General features: G+C 70.4%; 13 protein-coding genes. 4 read left to right on the top strand and 9 right to left on the bottom strand.

Features of this window, described 5'->3' with window-relative positions; genetic code table 11:
* Nucleotides 1-394: 394 nt before the first annotated feature.
* The 5 genes from AC0QU1_RS14570 to alr all read right to left on the bottom strand — a co-directional run bounded on the left by AC0QU1_RS14570 (nt 395) and on the right by alr (nt 5493).
* Nucleotides 395-1243, bottom strand: coding sequence for a DeoR/GlpR family DNA-binding transcription regulator (locus AC0QU1_RS14570; protein WP_483570244.1), 849 nt, complete (start codon nt 1241-1243; stop codon nt 395-397).
* Nucleotides 1244-1431: 188 nt separating this feature from the next.
* Nucleotides 1432-2166, bottom strand: a complete 735-nt coding sequence (locus tag AC0QU1_RS14565; RefSeq protein WP_483570242.1) for a M15 family metallopeptidase — start codon at nt 2164-2166, stop codon at nt 1432-1434.
* A 62-nt stretch (nt 2167-2228) separates the two neighbouring features.
* The gene (locus AC0QU1_RS14560; protein WP_483570240.1) at nt 2229-3338 is read right to left on the bottom strand and encodes a CapA family protein; all 1110 of its coding nucleotides are present in this window, start codon (nt 3336-3338) and stop codon (nt 2229-2231) included.
* Entirely contained in the window at nt 3335-4357 is a 1023-nt protein-coding gene (locus AC0QU1_RS14555) for a hypothetical protein (protein ID WP_483570238.1), read from the bottom strand. The genes AC0QU1_RS14560 and AC0QU1_RS14555 overlap by 4 nt, the downstream gene beginning before the upstream one ends.
* Nucleotides 4354-5493, bottom strand: a complete 1140-nt coding sequence (gene alr, locus AC0QU1_RS14550; protein ID WP_483570236.1) for an alanine racemase — start codon at nt 5491-5493, stop codon at nt 4354-4356. The genes AC0QU1_RS14555 and alr overlap by 4 nt, the downstream gene beginning before the upstream one ends.
* Before the next feature lie 294 nt (nt 5494-5787).
* On the opposite strand from alr, the gene AC0QU1_RS14545 reads away from it, so the two are divergent.
* Entirely contained in the window at nt 5788-6876 is a 1089-nt protein-coding gene (locus AC0QU1_RS14545) for a D-alanine--D-alanine ligase family protein (protein WP_483570234.1), read from the top strand.
* Complete coding sequence (locus AC0QU1_RS14540) at nt 6873-8174, top strand: acyltransferase family protein (RefSeq protein ID WP_483570232.1); 1302 nt, start codon at nt 6873-6875, stop codon at nt 8172-8174. The genes AC0QU1_RS14545 and AC0QU1_RS14540 overlap by 4 nt, the downstream gene beginning before the upstream one ends.
* Here AC0QU1_RS14540 and AC0QU1_RS14535 read toward each other — a convergent pair.
* Nucleotides 8083-9375, bottom strand: a complete 1293-nt coding sequence (locus AC0QU1_RS14535) for an ATP-binding protein (RefSeq protein ID WP_483570230.1) — start codon at nt 9373-9375, stop codon at nt 8083-8085. The genes AC0QU1_RS14540 and AC0QU1_RS14535 overlap by 92 nt on opposite strands.
* A gap of 144 nt (nt 9376-9519) precedes the next feature.
* Complete coding sequence (locus AC0QU1_RS14530; protein ID WP_483570228.1) at nt 9520-9912, bottom strand: ester cyclase; 393 nt, start codon at nt 9910-9912, stop codon at nt 9520-9522.
* A 661-nt stretch (nt 9913-10573) separates the two neighbouring features.
* On the opposite strand from AC0QU1_RS14530, the gene AC0QU1_RS14525 reads away from it, so the two are divergent.
* Nucleotides 10574-11461: a MerR family transcriptional regulator gene (locus AC0QU1_RS14525; protein ID WP_483570226.1), complete on the top strand. Its 888-nt coding sequence runs from the start codon at nt 10574-10576 to the stop codon at nt 11459-11461.
* 75 nt (nt 11462-11536) lie between these two features.
* Nucleotides 11537-12076, top strand: a complete 540-nt coding sequence (locus AC0QU1_RS14520) for a DUF1990 domain-containing protein (RefSeq protein WP_483570224.1) — start codon at nt 11537-11539, stop codon at nt 12074-12076.
* A gap of 172 nt (nt 12077-12248) precedes the next feature.
* On the opposite strand, the gene AC0QU1_RS14515 is transcribed toward AC0QU1_RS14520, so the two are convergent.
* Nucleotides 12249-12809 (bottom strand): hypothetical protein, encoded by a 561-nt coding sequence (locus tag AC0QU1_RS14515; RefSeq protein WP_483570222.1) that lies wholly within the window; start codon nt 12807-12809, stop codon nt 12249-12251.
* Between the two features lie 152 nt (nt 12810-12961).
* Nucleotides 12962-14176 carry a hypothetical protein gene (locus AC0QU1_RS14510; protein ID WP_483570220.1) on the bottom strand — a complete coding sequence of 405 codons (1215 nt, stop codon included), beginning with the start codon at nt 14174-14176 and terminating at the stop codon, nt 12962-12964.
* Nucleotides 14177-14468: the final 292 nt, after the last annotated feature.

Below are 14468 nucleotides of genomic sequence, written 5' to 3'. Positions count from 1 at the left end.
CGCCGAACCGCAAGTCACGTGTCACCGACGACCCCGAACCGAAGGTTACGAGTCCTCCGAGCCGCCCGATGACCCGTAACCTTCGGTTGGGCCGCCGTGGTCACTCGTGAGTTGCGGTTCGGCAGCCGCAGGGCAGTCGACGTGGCCGAACCGCAAGTCACCTGTCACCGACGACGCCGAACCGCAAGTCACGTGTCACCGACGACCCCGAACCGAAGGTTACGAGTCCTCCGAGCCGCCCGATGACCCGTAACCTTCGGTTGGGCCGCCGTGGTCACTCGTGAGTTGCGGTTCGGCGGCCGTAGGGCAGCCGACGTCGCCTGCCGGACGTCGCCTGCCGGACGTCGCCTGCCGGACGTCGCCCGCCCGACGTCGCCCGTCGGACGGCGGCCGGTCAGACCTGGACGATCTCCGCCCCGGCCGCGTGGAAGGCGCGGGCCCGGGCCGAGCCGAGCTGGGTGCCGGTGATCATGGCCTCGAAGTCGTCCAGCCCGGCGAACCGCACGAAGCTGGTGACGCCGAACTTGTGGTGCGCCCCGATGAAGATCCGCCGCCGGCTCACCTCGATGGCGGCGGCCTTCACGCTCGCGACCGCCGGGTCGGGCGTGGTCAGGCCGTCCTCGACGGTGACGCCGTTCGCGCCGATCAGCCCGAGGTCGAGCCGGTAGGTGCGCAGCATGTCCACGGCCGTGCCGTCGACCACGCCGAGCGTCTTGCCGCGCACGCGCCCGCCGATCACGATGACCTGCACGTTCGGCCGGGCCGACAGCTCGGTCGCCACGGGGAGCGAGGACGTGACGATCGTCAGCTCCCGGTCCACGGGCAGGGCACGCGCGGCGAGCAGCGGCTGGAAGCCCTCGTCGACGAAGATCGTCTGCGCCTCGCCCAGCCGCCGCGCGGCCTCGGCGGCGATCCGCGCCTTCTCCTCCGGGGAGCTCTGCAGCCGCTGCGCCAGCGCGGTCTCGAACGAGCTCGTCTCGACCGGGAACGCGACGCCGTAGCTGCGCCGCACCAGACCCTGCGCCTCCAGCTTGCGCAGCTCACGGCGCACGGTCTCCTGCGAGACGGACAGCATCCGCGCGGACTCGCTGACCTCGATGCGGCCCCGCCGGCGCACGAGCGCGAGCAGCTCCTTCGAGCGTGGGGCGTGCTGGACGCCGTCGGCCGGGGGCGCGCCACGCTCGGGCGCCGCACCGTGCTCGGGCGCCGCCGACACAGCACCGGTGGACGCGTCGAGCGCCATCGTCGAGCCTCCCGCCGTCGGGCCTACTGCCCCCGAGTCTGCCGCGTGTCGCGGCATTCCGGAACCCTCCTGGGCCGGGCCGGCCGACTCAGGCCGACGGCAGACCCCCGCTGACGGCGGGCTCCCGGCTGACGGCGGGCTCCCGGCTGACGGCGGGCCTCCGGCCAACGGCGGGCTTCAGGACGCAGCTAGCTCCAGGACGCAGCGGCCGCGGCGGCGTCCCCCGCCGCCGGGCCGTAGACCGCCGCCGGCGCGCCCGTCACCAGCGCCCAGTAGCGGTCCCCGTAGGACCAGTGCCACCACTCGGTCGGGTAGTTGACCAGGCCGGCCGAGCCGAGGGCGTGGGAGAGGATGTCGCGCAGCGCACGGGCGCGGGGCGGGATGTCCGGCGCGTCGAAGTAGCAGCGGCCGCCCGACATCTCCGGCGTGGCGTCGATGGCGGTACCCATGTCGAGGGGGCCGTCGGCGTCGGCCAGCGTGAGGTCGACGGCCGCGCCCGCCACGTGCGGGGCGACGGCGACCGGGGCGACGAAGCGGCTGGTCAGCACCTCGAGCTCGTGCAGATCGATGCCGGGGCGCTCGGCGGACACCTCCGCGGAGTACCGGTCGATGATGCGCTGCTGGTCCACCGGGTCCCTGTGGCCCTCGACGACGTCCAGCCGCAGCCCCTCCGGCAGCAGACCCTGCGCCCTGCGCAGCCGCTGCGCGACCCCCGCACGGACCGGCGCGCGGGCCGGCCCGAACGTCTCGTCGAGCTCGACCAGCGGCTCGCCGCTGTCCACGACCGGGATGTCCGAGACCCGGGGATCGGCGAGGAGGATGATCTCGCCGTCGTCGTGGCCCGGGCGGGGCATCGTCGCGAGGCGCGGCACAGCGGCTCCCGAGGACAGCTCCGACGGGACGGTGCGCGGGCTGGACGTCATGGGTCTCCTGACCAGAGGTTGTGTGACAGGGATTGTCGGTGAGGTGGAAGCGCGGGCGCGCGCTACCCGTCTCCCAGGACGGGGTCCAGGTCGGTGCACGCGCGGAGCTCGTCGAAGTTGTGCCGGGCCAGGCTCGCCTGCCAGCCGGTGAGCACCTCGGGCTGGCCTGTGTCGGTCATCACCGTGGGTACGAGCTCGGAGTCGACCACCTCCCGGCCCTGGACCGTGAGCCGCAGGACGCCGGCCCGGGCGGTGAACGGCTCGTGCAGCCCCTCGCTGTACCAGAGGAAGTTCCCCAGGCCGTACGCCACGTAGGCGCCGTCCATGGTGCCGGCCCCCTGCAGCACGTGGGCGTGCGCGCCCACGATGATGTCCGCCCCTGCGTCGATCAGCCCGGCGGCGAACTCCTCCTGGCGGTCGGTCGGGCAGCTGTCGCTCTCCGCCCCCCAGTGGGGCAGGACCACGACGAGGTCGCTGTCGGCGCGGGCGGCCCGCACGGCGGCGTAAGCGCGCTCGGTGTCGAAGGCCATGGCCATACCCGACTCGTCGGGGGTCGCCGCCCACTCCTCGGCCAGGTCGTCCACCTGGCTGAACGCGAGGATCGCGACGTCGACGCCGTTCACGGTGCGGTGCAGCGGCGTGAACGCGGCGTCGATGTTGGCGCCGGCGCCCACCGTGCCGAGCCCGCCGCGCTCCGCCGCGGCGATGGTGTCGGCCAGCCCCACCCGGCCGTAGTCCATGGTGTGGTTGTTCGCCAGGCTGACGACGTCGATGCCGGCCGCCGTCAGGGCGGGTACCGCGGCGTCGGGCGCCCGGAAGAGGTAGTTCTTGACCTCCGGCGTGCCGCGCGAGGTGATCGGCGTCTCGAGGTTGACCAGCGTGAGGTCGCCGTCGGCGAGCTCGTCGGCGACCGGGCCGAACGTGGTGGCCGGGTCGTCCAGGAGCTCGGCCACGCGGTCCTCGAAGTGCACGTCGCCGGCGAACGTCAGGGTGATCTTGGGCGGCGGGGTGGCAGCCTCCGCGTTCGGCTGTGTCGTGGCGCACCCGGCGGTGGCCAGGAGCCCGGCCGCCGCGACCAGCGCGGCGGCCGCCCGCCGGGCGCGGGACGCGTGGAACCGGGTGCGGGACGCCGGGAACGCTGCCGCGTTCGGGACGGTCGGTTGTCGGCTCATCGGTCCACCTCGGCGAGCAGGGGGGATGGTTCCACGGTGCGCTCGTGCGCCGGGGGAGCTGGCCGGCCGCGGCGGGCCACCAGGAGCACGAGCGTCGTGACCACCACACCGCAGGCGACCACGCCCGCCGTGATCACCAGCGGCTCGACCAGTGCAGCCGCGTACTGCGGGCCGGACCCCAGGTGCCCGAGCCGGGCCAGCACCACCCGGTCCACGAGCGCGGTGACCGGGATCTGCAGCAGGTACGTGGCGATCGCCGCCGTGCCCACCAGGTCCACCCAGCGGGCCCTCCTCCGGCCGGCGCCGAGCCGCGCGACCAGAGTCAGGGCGAACGGCAGCGCCGCGAGGCCCGCGACCACGGTGGCCAGGTCGTCGGGGAAGCGCGGGACGCCCAGCACCGAGGCGCCCACCACGGCCACGGCGCCCTGCGGCAGCAGGTCGCGCCAGGTGGACTCCTGCGCCAGGCGGTCGACCGCCGGGCCCAGCCGCAGGCCGACCAGCAGGAAGACCAGGAACGTCGGCGCGGGGCTGAGCAGGGTCAGCCCCGCCAGGACCACCACGACGACGCCGGCGGGCAGCCGCCAGGTGAGCCGGGCCAGCACGGGCAGCAGCGCGAGCGACCAGAGCAGCGACAGCTCGGGCGGAGGCAGCACCACGAGGGGCACGATCTCGGCGACGTCGCGGGCCGGGATCCCGGTGAACCCCGGGTTGAACCGGCGCAGCCCGACGAGCGTCACGCCCAGCCACACCACGTGCGCGGCGAGCAGGGGCAGCACCCAGCGCACCACCAGCCGCCACCAGGGCCCGTCGAGCAGGGCCGCGGCCCACTGCCAGACCTCGCGCCCCAGGGCGGTGAGCAGCAGCGGCAGCCCGAGCACGCCGAGGACCGCGCCGAGCACCCACCACACGACCGGCAGCGGCGCGTCGATGACCCACGCGACCTGGAGGTAGTGGCGCTCGACCACGTAGGCGGTGACGGCGGCGACCACACCGGCCGCCGCGAAGCCTGCCGCCCTCATCGGACGGGCTCGTAGCAGCGCTGCACCCTGGTCCCGATCCCGGTCAGGATGTCGTTGGCATTGGTATTGGCCCACCGCGCCCAGTCGTGCGCCGTCGGCTCGCCGTCGTCGCCGGGGCCGAACATCACGGCGACGTCGCCCGGCTGGACCGGCAGGTCGCCGACGTCGAGCACGAGCTGGTCCATCGCGACGCGGCCCGCCACGGGACAGCGGACGCCGTGCACCTGGAAGGCGGCCTGGCCGGTCGCCTGGCGCGGGACGCCGTCGGCGAAGCCGAGGGGGACCAGCGCGAGGGTGGTCTCGCGGTCGGTGACGTACTCGTGGCCGTAGTTGACGCCGGTGCCCGGAGGCACGCGCTTGGTGAGGAGCACCTGGGCCCGCACCGTCATCGCGGGCCGCAGGCCGTGGTCGGTGCCCGGCAGCGGGTCGATGCCGTACAGGCCGATGCCCACGCGCTGCAGGCCGAACCGGGTCTGCGGCATCTCCAGCGCGGCGGCCGAGTTCGCGAGGTGCACGATCTCCGGGTCGAGCCCGGCGTCGGCGGCCTGGCGGCGGGCCTCGCCGAAGGCGTCCACCTGGTCCTGGACGCCCGGGGTCTGCGGCTCCTCCGCGTTCGCCAGGTGGGACCAGATGCCGCGCACCCGCAGGGCGCCCGCGTGGTGCAGCCGGCTCGCGTGCTCGAAGAGCTGCGTCCACTCCGCGGCCGGCGCGCCGCCCCTCGACATGCCCGTGTCGAGCTTGAGGTGCACGTTCGCCACGTGCAGGGTGCTGCGCGCGGCCTCCGCGAGGGTGTCCAGCGCCTCGACGGAGCTCACCGACACGTCGATGCCCTCCAGCAGCACCTTCTCGAAGGTCTCCGTGGGCGGGTAGAGCCAGATCAGGATCGGCGCCGTGATGCCGTCGGCGCGCAGGGCGAGCGCCTCGGCCGGGCTGGACACGCCCAGCCAGCTCGCGCCGCCTGCCAGCGCCGCGCGGGCGGCCGGGGCCGCGCCGTGGCCGAAGCCGTTCGCCTTCACGACCGCCATCACCCCGGTGCCCGCACGGTCGACGAAGACGCGGGTGTTGCGGGCGATGGCGTCCAGGTCGACGACCGCCTCCGCCATCGTGGCCATCGGGCGGGACGTGGTAACGGGCACGGGGGAACGATTCCGGAGGCGCTTGCTCACTCTCCAGGCCGTTCGGTGCTCATGTCGCTCGCCAGGGTCTCTCGTCTACGCTGCATCGGGCGGTAGTCTACGGTGCGTCCGGACAGGAGTGGCCGTCGGCACGGGGCCACGCGCCGGACCGGTGAACGGAGAACCGGGCACCGGACGGCCTTCAGACCGAGCGGCTTCTTGCACCAGGATCCGGTCCCGGAGTGCGGGCGCGCTCTGTTGCGTGCGACCGGTGTCGGGGAGTCGTCGCGACCGAACTTGGAGTGATGTGTAGCTATGCCCACCAGATCCCGGGTTGTCGTGCTCTTCGGCGGGCGCAACACCGAGCACGACGTGTCCTGCCGTTCCGCGGCGAGCGTGGTGCAGCACCTCGACCGTGACCGCTACGACGTGCTGCCGATCCGCATCACGAGAACCGGGCACTGGGTGGTGGGCACCGGCGTCGTGCCGCCCGTCGTGGACGACGCGGTCCTGCGGGGGCTGACGCCGGAGCCGTCCGAGCCGGAGACCGCCGACAGCGTGCTGGAGAGCCTTGCGAGCGGTCTCGGGGCGATCCGCGGGGCCGACGTGGTGCTGCCGATCCTGCACGGGCCGTACGGCGAGGACGGCACGATCCAGAGCCTGCTCGAGCTCGCGGGCGTCCCGTACATGGGCAGCGGCCCGCTGGCCTCCGCGACCAGCATGGACAAGGACTTCACCAAGCGGGTCCTTGGCGCGAAGGGCATCCCGGTCGCGCCCGGCGTGGTCCTGCGGACGCCGGCCGACGAGCTCTCCGAGCACGACAGGGACCAGCTCGGCCTGCCCGTCTTCGTCAAGCCGTCGCGGGGCGGGTCGAGCGTCGGGGTCTCGCGCGTGGACGACTGGGCGCAGCTTCCCGCCGCGCTGGAGACCGCGCGCGCCGCCGACACCAAGACGCTGGTCGAGGCAGGGGTCCCCGGCCGCGAGGTCGACATCGCCGTGCTGGAGTTCCCCGACGGCCGCCTGCTGACCAGCCCGCCCATGGAGATCAAGGTCGGCGAGGACCACGGCTGGTTCGACTACGACGCCAAGTACGAGGCGGGCATCACCAACTTCGTCGTGCCGGCGGAGCTCGACCCGCAGATCGCCGAGCAGCTCTCGGTCATCGCGCTCGACGTCTTCCTGGAGCTGGGCTGCTCCGGGCTGCTCCGGGTCGACTTCTTCCTGCCCGAGGTGGAGGGCAAGGTGGTCCCCACCGTCAACGAGGTCAACACGATCCCCGGCCTCACGTCCATGTCGCAGTTCCCGCGCATGTGGCAGGCGGCGGGCACGTCCTACCCGGAGCTGCTGGACATCTTCATCGAGACGGCGCGGGCGCGCGGCCCGGTGTCGGCGGCCCTGCCGTGAGCGACCGGAGCCAGGCGGACACCGTCCCGATCCCGGTGGTGCGGCCGCCGGCGGCGGCCTCCGCGGTGGGTACGGCAGTCAGCTCCGGTCCGACGGCGGGACCGGCGGGGTCCGGCCCGGTGCTGACGGCGGGCCCGCCCGTGGCCAACCCGGTGGAGGCGCCCGCCGAGCCGGCGAAGCCGCGCGCGGCGTGGGCGGACATCGCCAAGGGTGTGTCGATCGTGCTGGTCGTGCTGTGGCACGTGATCATGAAGCTGCACCTGAAGATCGACTGGGACCTGCCGCTGCCGATCCCCGGCCTCTGGGGCCTGTTCGGCGACTTCCTGCTGCCGCTGCGGATGCCGGTCTTCTTCACCATCTCCGGCATGTTCGCGCTGTCCGCCGTCGGCCGCCCCTGGTCGGTCACGGCGCGGAGCCGGATCGCGAAGTTCTACTACCTGTACCTGGTGTGGTTCACGGTGCACACCCTGGTGCTCTCGCTGGTCCCCGACTTCGACACCCTGGCGGCTCGCAACGCGCCGGACGTGCTGGAGCAGGTCACCATCACGCCCACCAACCTGTGGTACCTGATGGCGCTGGCCCTGTACTTCATCGTGGCCAAGCTGACCAGGCGCCTGCCGGCCTGGGCGGTGCTCGTGCCCGCCTTCGCGCTCTCGGCGATCGCGTCGGCCGACCTGCTGGACGCGCCGGGCAACCGCGGACAGGTCTACCAGAACCTGTTCTTCTTCCTGGCCGGCCTGCGGCTCCGGCCGCTGATCGAGCGCTGGGCCAAGGCCGCCACCATGCGGTACTTCCTGATCGGCGCGGTGGCCTACCTCGGGCTCATGGTCGCGATGCGGCTGCTCGACGCGCAGGACCTGTTCGGCGTGTGGCCGGCGGTCTGCGTCTTCGCCGTCGCCGTCGGCGTCGCGGGCGCCGTCCAGCTCGAACGCTGGCGCTCGGGCGCCGCCCTGATGGCCCGGCTCGGCCAGCAGACGCTCCCGATCTACGTCATGCACATGCCGCTGCTCGCCCTGCTGACGGCGGTCCTGGTGGGCCCGCTCTCCCAGCTCGGCAGCATCCCGCAGCTCCTGGTCGCGGTCCTGCTGCCGTTCGTGGTGGTGCCCCTGCTGGTCACCGTGTGCCTCACGCTCAGCACCTGGCTGCGCAACCTGGGGGCCACGTGGCTGTTCGACCTGCCGCACTTCGGCTCGGCCGAGCGGAACGTCAGTCCGGCCGAGCGCCCCGGACCTCCCGCCACCACAGCAGGCTCACCAGCACCGCCAGCCCCCGTGCCAGGTGCCGGCGGTAGGTACTGAACGGTAGCCCCAGCCGCTCGGCGGCGGCCTCCTGCGTGGGGGCGCCGCCAAGATAGGTGGCCACCAGGGCGCGGTGCCCCTTGCCCTCGCGAGGGTTCTCGCCCAGCTCGTCGAGGGCGCCCTGCACCACGGCGCGCAGCGCGGTGACGGGGTCGGGCCCGGCGCTCGCGGCCACCAGCCGGCTGCGCGTGAGCGGGTTCGTGGCCAGGAGGTCGGGGCGCCGCCAGGTGCGCAGGGCGTCCCGGACCGCCGTCTCGAAGGTCTCGCGTGCGAGTGCGTCCGCACCGTCGTCCGACAGCGGTTCCGGGGCATGGCCCTCGGCCGGGGCAGGGTTGCGCCACCGCTGCTCGAACGTGACCGCCTGGCGCACGAAGGACCGCAGGCGCAGCCCGCGCGGTCCCGCGTCCACGAACGGCAGGGACCCCAGCCACCGGAACAGCTCGGTGGCATCGCCGACGGCGGCCAGCGTGCCCTCCGTCGTCAGCTCCGTCGCTGCACACAGCTCGAGCGCCCTGCGGTGCGCGGGCGTGGGCACCGCACCGACCACCCGCTGCAGGACGACGTGGGCGACGGCGAGCCGCACGTCGTCGTCGGAACCGCCGGCGCACCGCGTGTCGATCGCGACGCGCAGCGCGAGCGGGTTGCCGTCGGTGATGGCGAGGAGCCGGGCGTGCTGGTCCCTGGGCACGGAGCGGTCGTCGAGCAGCAGGCCGGCCTCGGCGGGGGAGAGGTCGCGCAGCTCGTGCACGCTCAGGAGCTCCTGCCAGCCCGGGTCGGTGGTCCACTCCAGGGCGGGCGGGGTGCGGCCGGCCAGGACTACCACCGTCCCGAGCGGGAGGGTGGGGAGGAGCTCCTCGCGGAGCCAGGGTTCGGCGGGGGACCAGTCGTCGAAGTCGTCGATGAACAGGACCAAGGGGGGTGGGGTCTTGGTGTCTGAGAGGTCCGTCGCGAGCAGGTCGGCGGACGTGGCCTGGTCGAAGCGGCCCGTGCGCACCACCCGGCGTCCGGCGCTCTTGGCCTCGCCGGCGAAGCGGCGCAGGAGGGTGGTCTTGCCGGTGCCGCCCGCACCGTGCACGAACAGCACGGTGGAGGCGGAGTCGCTGGTGATGGCCGTGCGGAAGGCGGCGAGCTGCTCGTCGCGGCCCACGAACGCACGCTGCCGGGCGAGCTCCAGCCGGTGGCCGAGTGCGGTGGCGGGCATCATGGCGACCCGACCTTAGCGCGAAAGGCTTGTGCGGCGCTGCTGAAGGGGCTGGCTCTGGCGGTGTCTCGGTCCTTCGAGTGATGTCCGAGCTGATGGCGGGGGCTTGTGCGTGGCCCGCGCAAGCCCCCGCGCCTTCGGAGGTCAGCCCTCCAGCTGACGCTGGACCGCCTGGGCGTCGATGAGGTAGTTCATCTCGTAGAAGCGCCCGTCGCGGATCTTGTGGAAGGAGAACTCGGCGAACTCCAGCGTGGCGCCGGTCGGTGCCACGCCGAGCCATTCCTTGGTGTGGGTGCCCTTGTTGTACAGACGGGCCGCAACGCGGTCCCCGTCGATCGCGACGTCCTGGACGCGCCAGGTGAAGTCCGGCACCGACTGCCCGTGTGCCTCGAGCTCGGCGATGATGTGGTCCCGGCTGACCGGCTTGCCGTTCTCGACCAGCTCGTCGTGGACGAACTCGGCCACGCGGTCGAAGTCGTGAGCGTTGAGCACCTCGATGTAGCGCTCGAAGACCTCGCGCACCTCGAACTCGGACATGGTGGTTCCTACTCTCTCCCCGTTCCGGGGCTAAGCACTGGAGCGTGTCACGCCGCACCCGGCTTGAATCGACGTGCCGTGGCGGCTCTTGCAGTGCATCCGAACTGGGGCCCGGAGATTTCTATTCCGTACGGTACAAAATTCGGTGGGCAGCCCGCGCTCGGTCAGGCGGGAGGCTTGCCGCATTCTGTACCGACCGAAACAGAAATCGGATGGCCGGCGTTGGCGAGCAGGTGACGGCCACGGCGATACGACCGAGGCCGCACGCACGAGAACCGAACGCTGCCCACCCGGGTAGCAGAGAGGCGGGACGCCCATGTCCGACATCGATCTGCGCGAGTTCTACGAGAACTACATCGCGGCCCTCAACGCCCACCAGTTCGACCGGATGGACGAGTTCATCAGCGACCAGGTCACTCTGAACAGCGGGCCCGCGCACCGACGAGGGTCCCTCTCCTGCTCCATGATGAGTGGGGAGAATCGTCGTCGGTGCGCGGAGGGTCTGGGGCGAGGCTCACCTGAGGCGTACCGAGGGCGAGACCGCGCTGGACACGGTGATGGGCTGCGCCAGCACGATTGCGTAGGCCCGGAGTTGCATCTTCCGTAGCGGTATGTGGTGCGGTGGACTCACATCCCGCCCCATCGAGGAAGGCTCTGCCCCATGTATTCGTCCTTCATCCCGCCGCGTCAGGTCAAGATCGGTGACGCGGCGGCCTTCGTCGGCACCACACCGCGGGCGATCCGTCACTACCACGAGATCGGCCTGCTCCCCGAGCCCGAGCGGGGCAGCGACGACCGCCGCCGCTACGGCTACGACGACATGATCCGGCTGCTGTGGATCCGCAAGATGGCCGATGCCGGGATCGCCCTGGACGACATTCGTGACGCCTTCGCCAACACTGCTTCTGCCGAGGCCGACGACGACCGCGGCATCGCGGGCACGCTGGAACGGCTGGAGGAAACCCTCGTCGCCCAGGAAGCGGAGCTGCGGCGGCAGCGGACCGCCGTGCAGCGCATGCGCACCGAGGGCAGCAGGATGGGCCTGCTCTCCGACTTCGTCACCGGCCGCCTCCGGAGCCTGCCGGAGGGTTCCCTGCGCCAGGCGGACCTGGACGACTTGCTGGTCATGGAGCGGATCGTCGGCCCGCTGGGCGCGGCCGTCCGGGCCACCCGGTTCATCGCCCTGGCCACCCACCCGGGTCTGCGGGAGGAATCCGACCGTGTTGACGCCGCCGAGGAGGAGCTCGACGACACGGTCGCCGTCGATGACCCCCGCGTGGCTCGGGTGGCCGCGGAGCGGCACGCCTTCGAAAGGGCGTTGGACGCCGTGATCGAGGATTCCGGCCTGGCGCAGAGCGAGGATGCGCTCTTCGACTCCTGGGATGCCGAGCACCCCGCTACCGCTGATGAAGACGAGGCCGGTCAAAGCTCTGACAGGGGGCAAAGGTCCACGGGCGTACTCGAAGCCATCGGAAAGATGCCCTTCGACCTCTCTCCGGCCCGCCTGCGCTGCATGCAACTGGCCGAAGAGCTCGCGATGACCACCTGACTGTGGTCTTCCTTGTCCTCACCCAAGGCTTCTCCCACCGCGGTGATCTCCGCACGGTGCGGCAGGATGTGCGGCATGGATCGCCTCGGACGACGGGCCCTGAGCTACAGCGTCGTGGGAGGCACGGCGCCCGCTGCTGAGCTGTGGGCACCTCCTGACGGATGGCGCGCGTACGAGCACACCGTCCGGCTGGGCTCTGGAACCGAGCTCTGGAACGCGGCGTCGTCGGCGGTTCTCTCCTGGGGCATCAAGACCCGCAGCGGGTTCACGGTCGACCCTCCGCTCGAAGCAGGACGTACCGCACGCCAAGGGGAGCGCTACTGGCTCGTCGCGCGAATAGGCCCCATCCACGTGCGGGAGCCGGTCAAGATCGTCGCGACGATCGCAACGCGTCACCGGGCCGCGCTTACTTACGGCACTCTGGAGGGCCACCCGGTCTCAGGAGAGGAGGCGTTCATCGTCCACCGGGACGACGACGGGAATGTGAGCCTGACGCTGCGCTCTCTCACACACGCGGGCCGGGGCCGATGGCGTGGACTGTTTCCGTTGATCCTGATTGCCCAGCGGGTCTACCGCCGTCGGTATCTCCGTGCGCTCCGGCGCGGTGGCCGATGAGGAAACAGGTACACGTCTCGTGCGGATATCGGTAGACCGCCGCGACGCTGATCGCGGCGGCCGTGCGTACCTGCCCGAGTGTGGTGGTCCCGCACCGCGGGGCGACCGGGTGCGGTGCCCGGTCGCCGCCGATAGGAGCGCCGCGGACAGCCCTACCCGCATCACCAGCGACTCATCCGCAACCGATCTCCTCTGGTACCGCTGGGCCGCACAAATAGAAATCCCAGTCGTTCTGGACGATGTGCTCGTTCCCGTCCGGGGTGTCGTATGTGAACTGGATGTCTCCGATATGCGCTCCGGAGGACTTTCCCTTCACGCTGAAGACGATCTCGTCAATGGACTCGTTAGGTAGTGGGCTTCCTTCTTCGATGCACGGCCTGTCGACCGACAAGCTCACGAACTTTTCGTCGAATGGGGTAGTCCTGCGGCGGGACGGATGCTCCGGTGTTCCATAGAGTTGGCCAATCGCGTTCTCGTCCCCGACGACGAAAGTTCTGACGTACACGTCGACCGACAACGGCTCCAGATCCGGAGTGCTCGACCAGTCAATGCCGGTAATCTCGATCGGACCGTCACCTTCGGCGACGCACGGCATAAAACTGCCGAACATGCCGCTCCATGCTTCGCCGTCCCTAACGCCGTCCGGGCGTGCCAGCCCGCTCAGTCCAGAGCCCGGGTACACCGAGAGCGGATGCTGCAAGTCATCAGGGTGCGCGTCGATCTCCTGGACCACTGGCGTACAACCCGTGAGGCCCAACGCGATGCACAGCGAACCAGAAACCCACGTCGCAATCAATTTTTTCAACGGTCCGCCGTTCAGACAGAATGGACACCATCGCAGTCCGGTAGAGGCGCCAGTTGCGCCTCTACCGGACACTTGCCCAACTAATCCTGGTATCGCAGCATCAATTTTCCTGCGCGTGCGGGAAAATCGTCCCTCCCGCACAGCGCCTTGCCATTTCCGCCGATGTCATAGTCCAGGCGCTTAAAGGTCGCGTACTGGCTCTTTGACTGGAGGTTGATCCCAATCATGTCCTTAATGATCACTCCGCCGTAATTCTCATAAGCGTTTCCACTCGAAGTTGTCCGCTGCCAAGGTCCCGGATCTTGGTCCGCGCAAATCGTGTAAGCCTTAGGTCGGTCGATGCTGACAGAATTGGTTCCGCCTGTCTCAAATCGTGGCCGCACCCTCGTGCCCGTGCCGTACTCTTCGACCCACGGCCCGCAATGCCCATCGGGGTCTCTTTCGTGTCGGACGTACGGCACTTCATATCGACCGTACCTGACCTCGATCCGGTAGGATCGATAGTCATTGTTCCACAGGAATTCTTTTGCCCATTGCGATGTCATTGTCTTGGTGCCAGTTCGTGAATAACTGACACCTCCAACCGTTGTGGCGATACCGCCAGTTGTGTGATGCTCGCTCGAATTCTCATAGACCATGCGAGCCGTGGAGTTGTAGGGATCGTCTTTTATAGTGTAGGTCGCTGCAACCCTCGCCCAGAAGTTCCTTGAGCCGACGAGCGTGCCCTCCCTGCCCCACACGATGCAGCTCGTGGCGAGTTGGCCGGCGTCACCATCATCGAGAGAGCTCTCGGGTACGCAATCGTCCGTGGGGGTCTCAACGCCCTCACACTCGTCAGAGGGTTCGATAGCCTCGACCAGATCGACAGAGGGCGTGGACACGACAGAGGGACCCAGCTCTGCCAGGTCTTTGGCGGTATAGCTTGCATCGATCCAGGTCTCGCCGAGGTCGGTCGCCACAGAGCGCGCGGTGAGTGCGGTCATCCTCGTCAGGCCCTCAGGTCGATTGATGACCTGGATCTCGAAGTCGACGGCGCCGGTCGTGCTCACGTAGTCCGAGGGAATCGTGTCGACCGATGTACGTACCGAGATCACCCCTCCGTTGACCGAGGTCACTGCGTCCACGGCATGCAGCTCGAACTTGTCGCCGTCGACGAGCTGCTGGTCGAACTCAGACGACGGCCATGCGTGCACCAGGACTTCTGTGGTCGCCGGGGCAAAAGAGCCCTCCGGCAGGTTCACCGTGAAAGCTACCGGCTGCTCGGCAGCGCGCCCTTCTTCCGTGGCCGATGCCAACGGCCCACCTATCAAGGCTCCGAGCGCAAGCGTTGCTGAGGTGAGGAGTGCCAGTACGATCCTGAGTTTTCCTCTTGACTCCACCGAAAGGGCGGGGGGTCTGCCTGTCACCATGACTTCCTCCCGTTGCTCTACGACGGCGTCGCCCGGGGCGCCGACAATTGCGGCTAACCTAACGGGCAAATCAGACAGGCGCCCTTAAAGGAGCGGGTGATGTTTTGCGCCGACGCCTGGGCGGTGAAGCACACCGCTCCTCGGCTCTATCCCATGGCTCCGACGGGCCATAACTATA

It is taken from the genome of Promicromonospora noduliphila (genome assembly GCF_056951025.1).
The sequence above is the reverse complement of the archived record's forward strand: the minus strand, read 5'-3'. Positions and strand labels throughout refer to the sequence as shown.

Excerpts from the sequence above, each read along its gene's own strand:
- AC0QU1_RS14570 (WP_483570244.1), bottom strand. The coding sequence starts at position 1,243 with ATGGCGCTCGACGCGTCCACCGGTGCTGTGTCGGCGGCGCCCGAGCAC.
- AC0QU1_RS14565 (WP_483570242.1), bottom strand. The coding sequence starts at position 2,166 with ATGACGTCCAGCCCGCGCACCGTCCCGTCGGAGCTGTCCTCGGGAGCC.
- AC0QU1_RS14560 (WP_483570240.1), bottom strand. The coding sequence starts at position 3,338 with ATGAGCCGACAACCGACCGTCCCGAACGCGGCAGCGTTCCCGGCGTCC.
- AC0QU1_RS14555 (WP_483570238.1), bottom strand. The coding sequence starts at position 4,357 with ATGAGGGCGGCAGGCTTCGCGGCGGCCGGTGTGGTCGCCGCCGTCACC.
- AC0QU1_RS14545 (WP_483570234.1), top strand. The coding sequence starts at position 5,788 with ATGCCCACCAGATCCCGGGTTGTCGTGCTCTTCGGCGGGCGCAACACC.
- AC0QU1_RS14535 (WP_483570230.1), bottom strand. The coding sequence starts at position 9,375 with ATGCCCGCCACCGCACTCGGCCACCGGCTGGAGCTCGCCCGGCAGCGT.
- AC0QU1_RS14530 (WP_483570228.1), bottom strand. The coding sequence starts at position 9,912 with ATGTCCGAGTTCGAGGTGCGCGAGGTCTTCGAGCGCTACATCGAGGTG.
- AC0QU1_RS14525 (WP_483570226.1), top strand. The coding sequence starts at position 10,574 with ATGTATTCGTCCTTCATCCCGCCGCGTCAGGTCAAGATCGGTGACGCG.
- AC0QU1_RS14520 (WP_483570224.1), top strand. The coding sequence starts at position 11,537 with ATGGATCGCCTCGGACGACGGGCCCTGAGCTACAGCGTCGTGGGAGGC.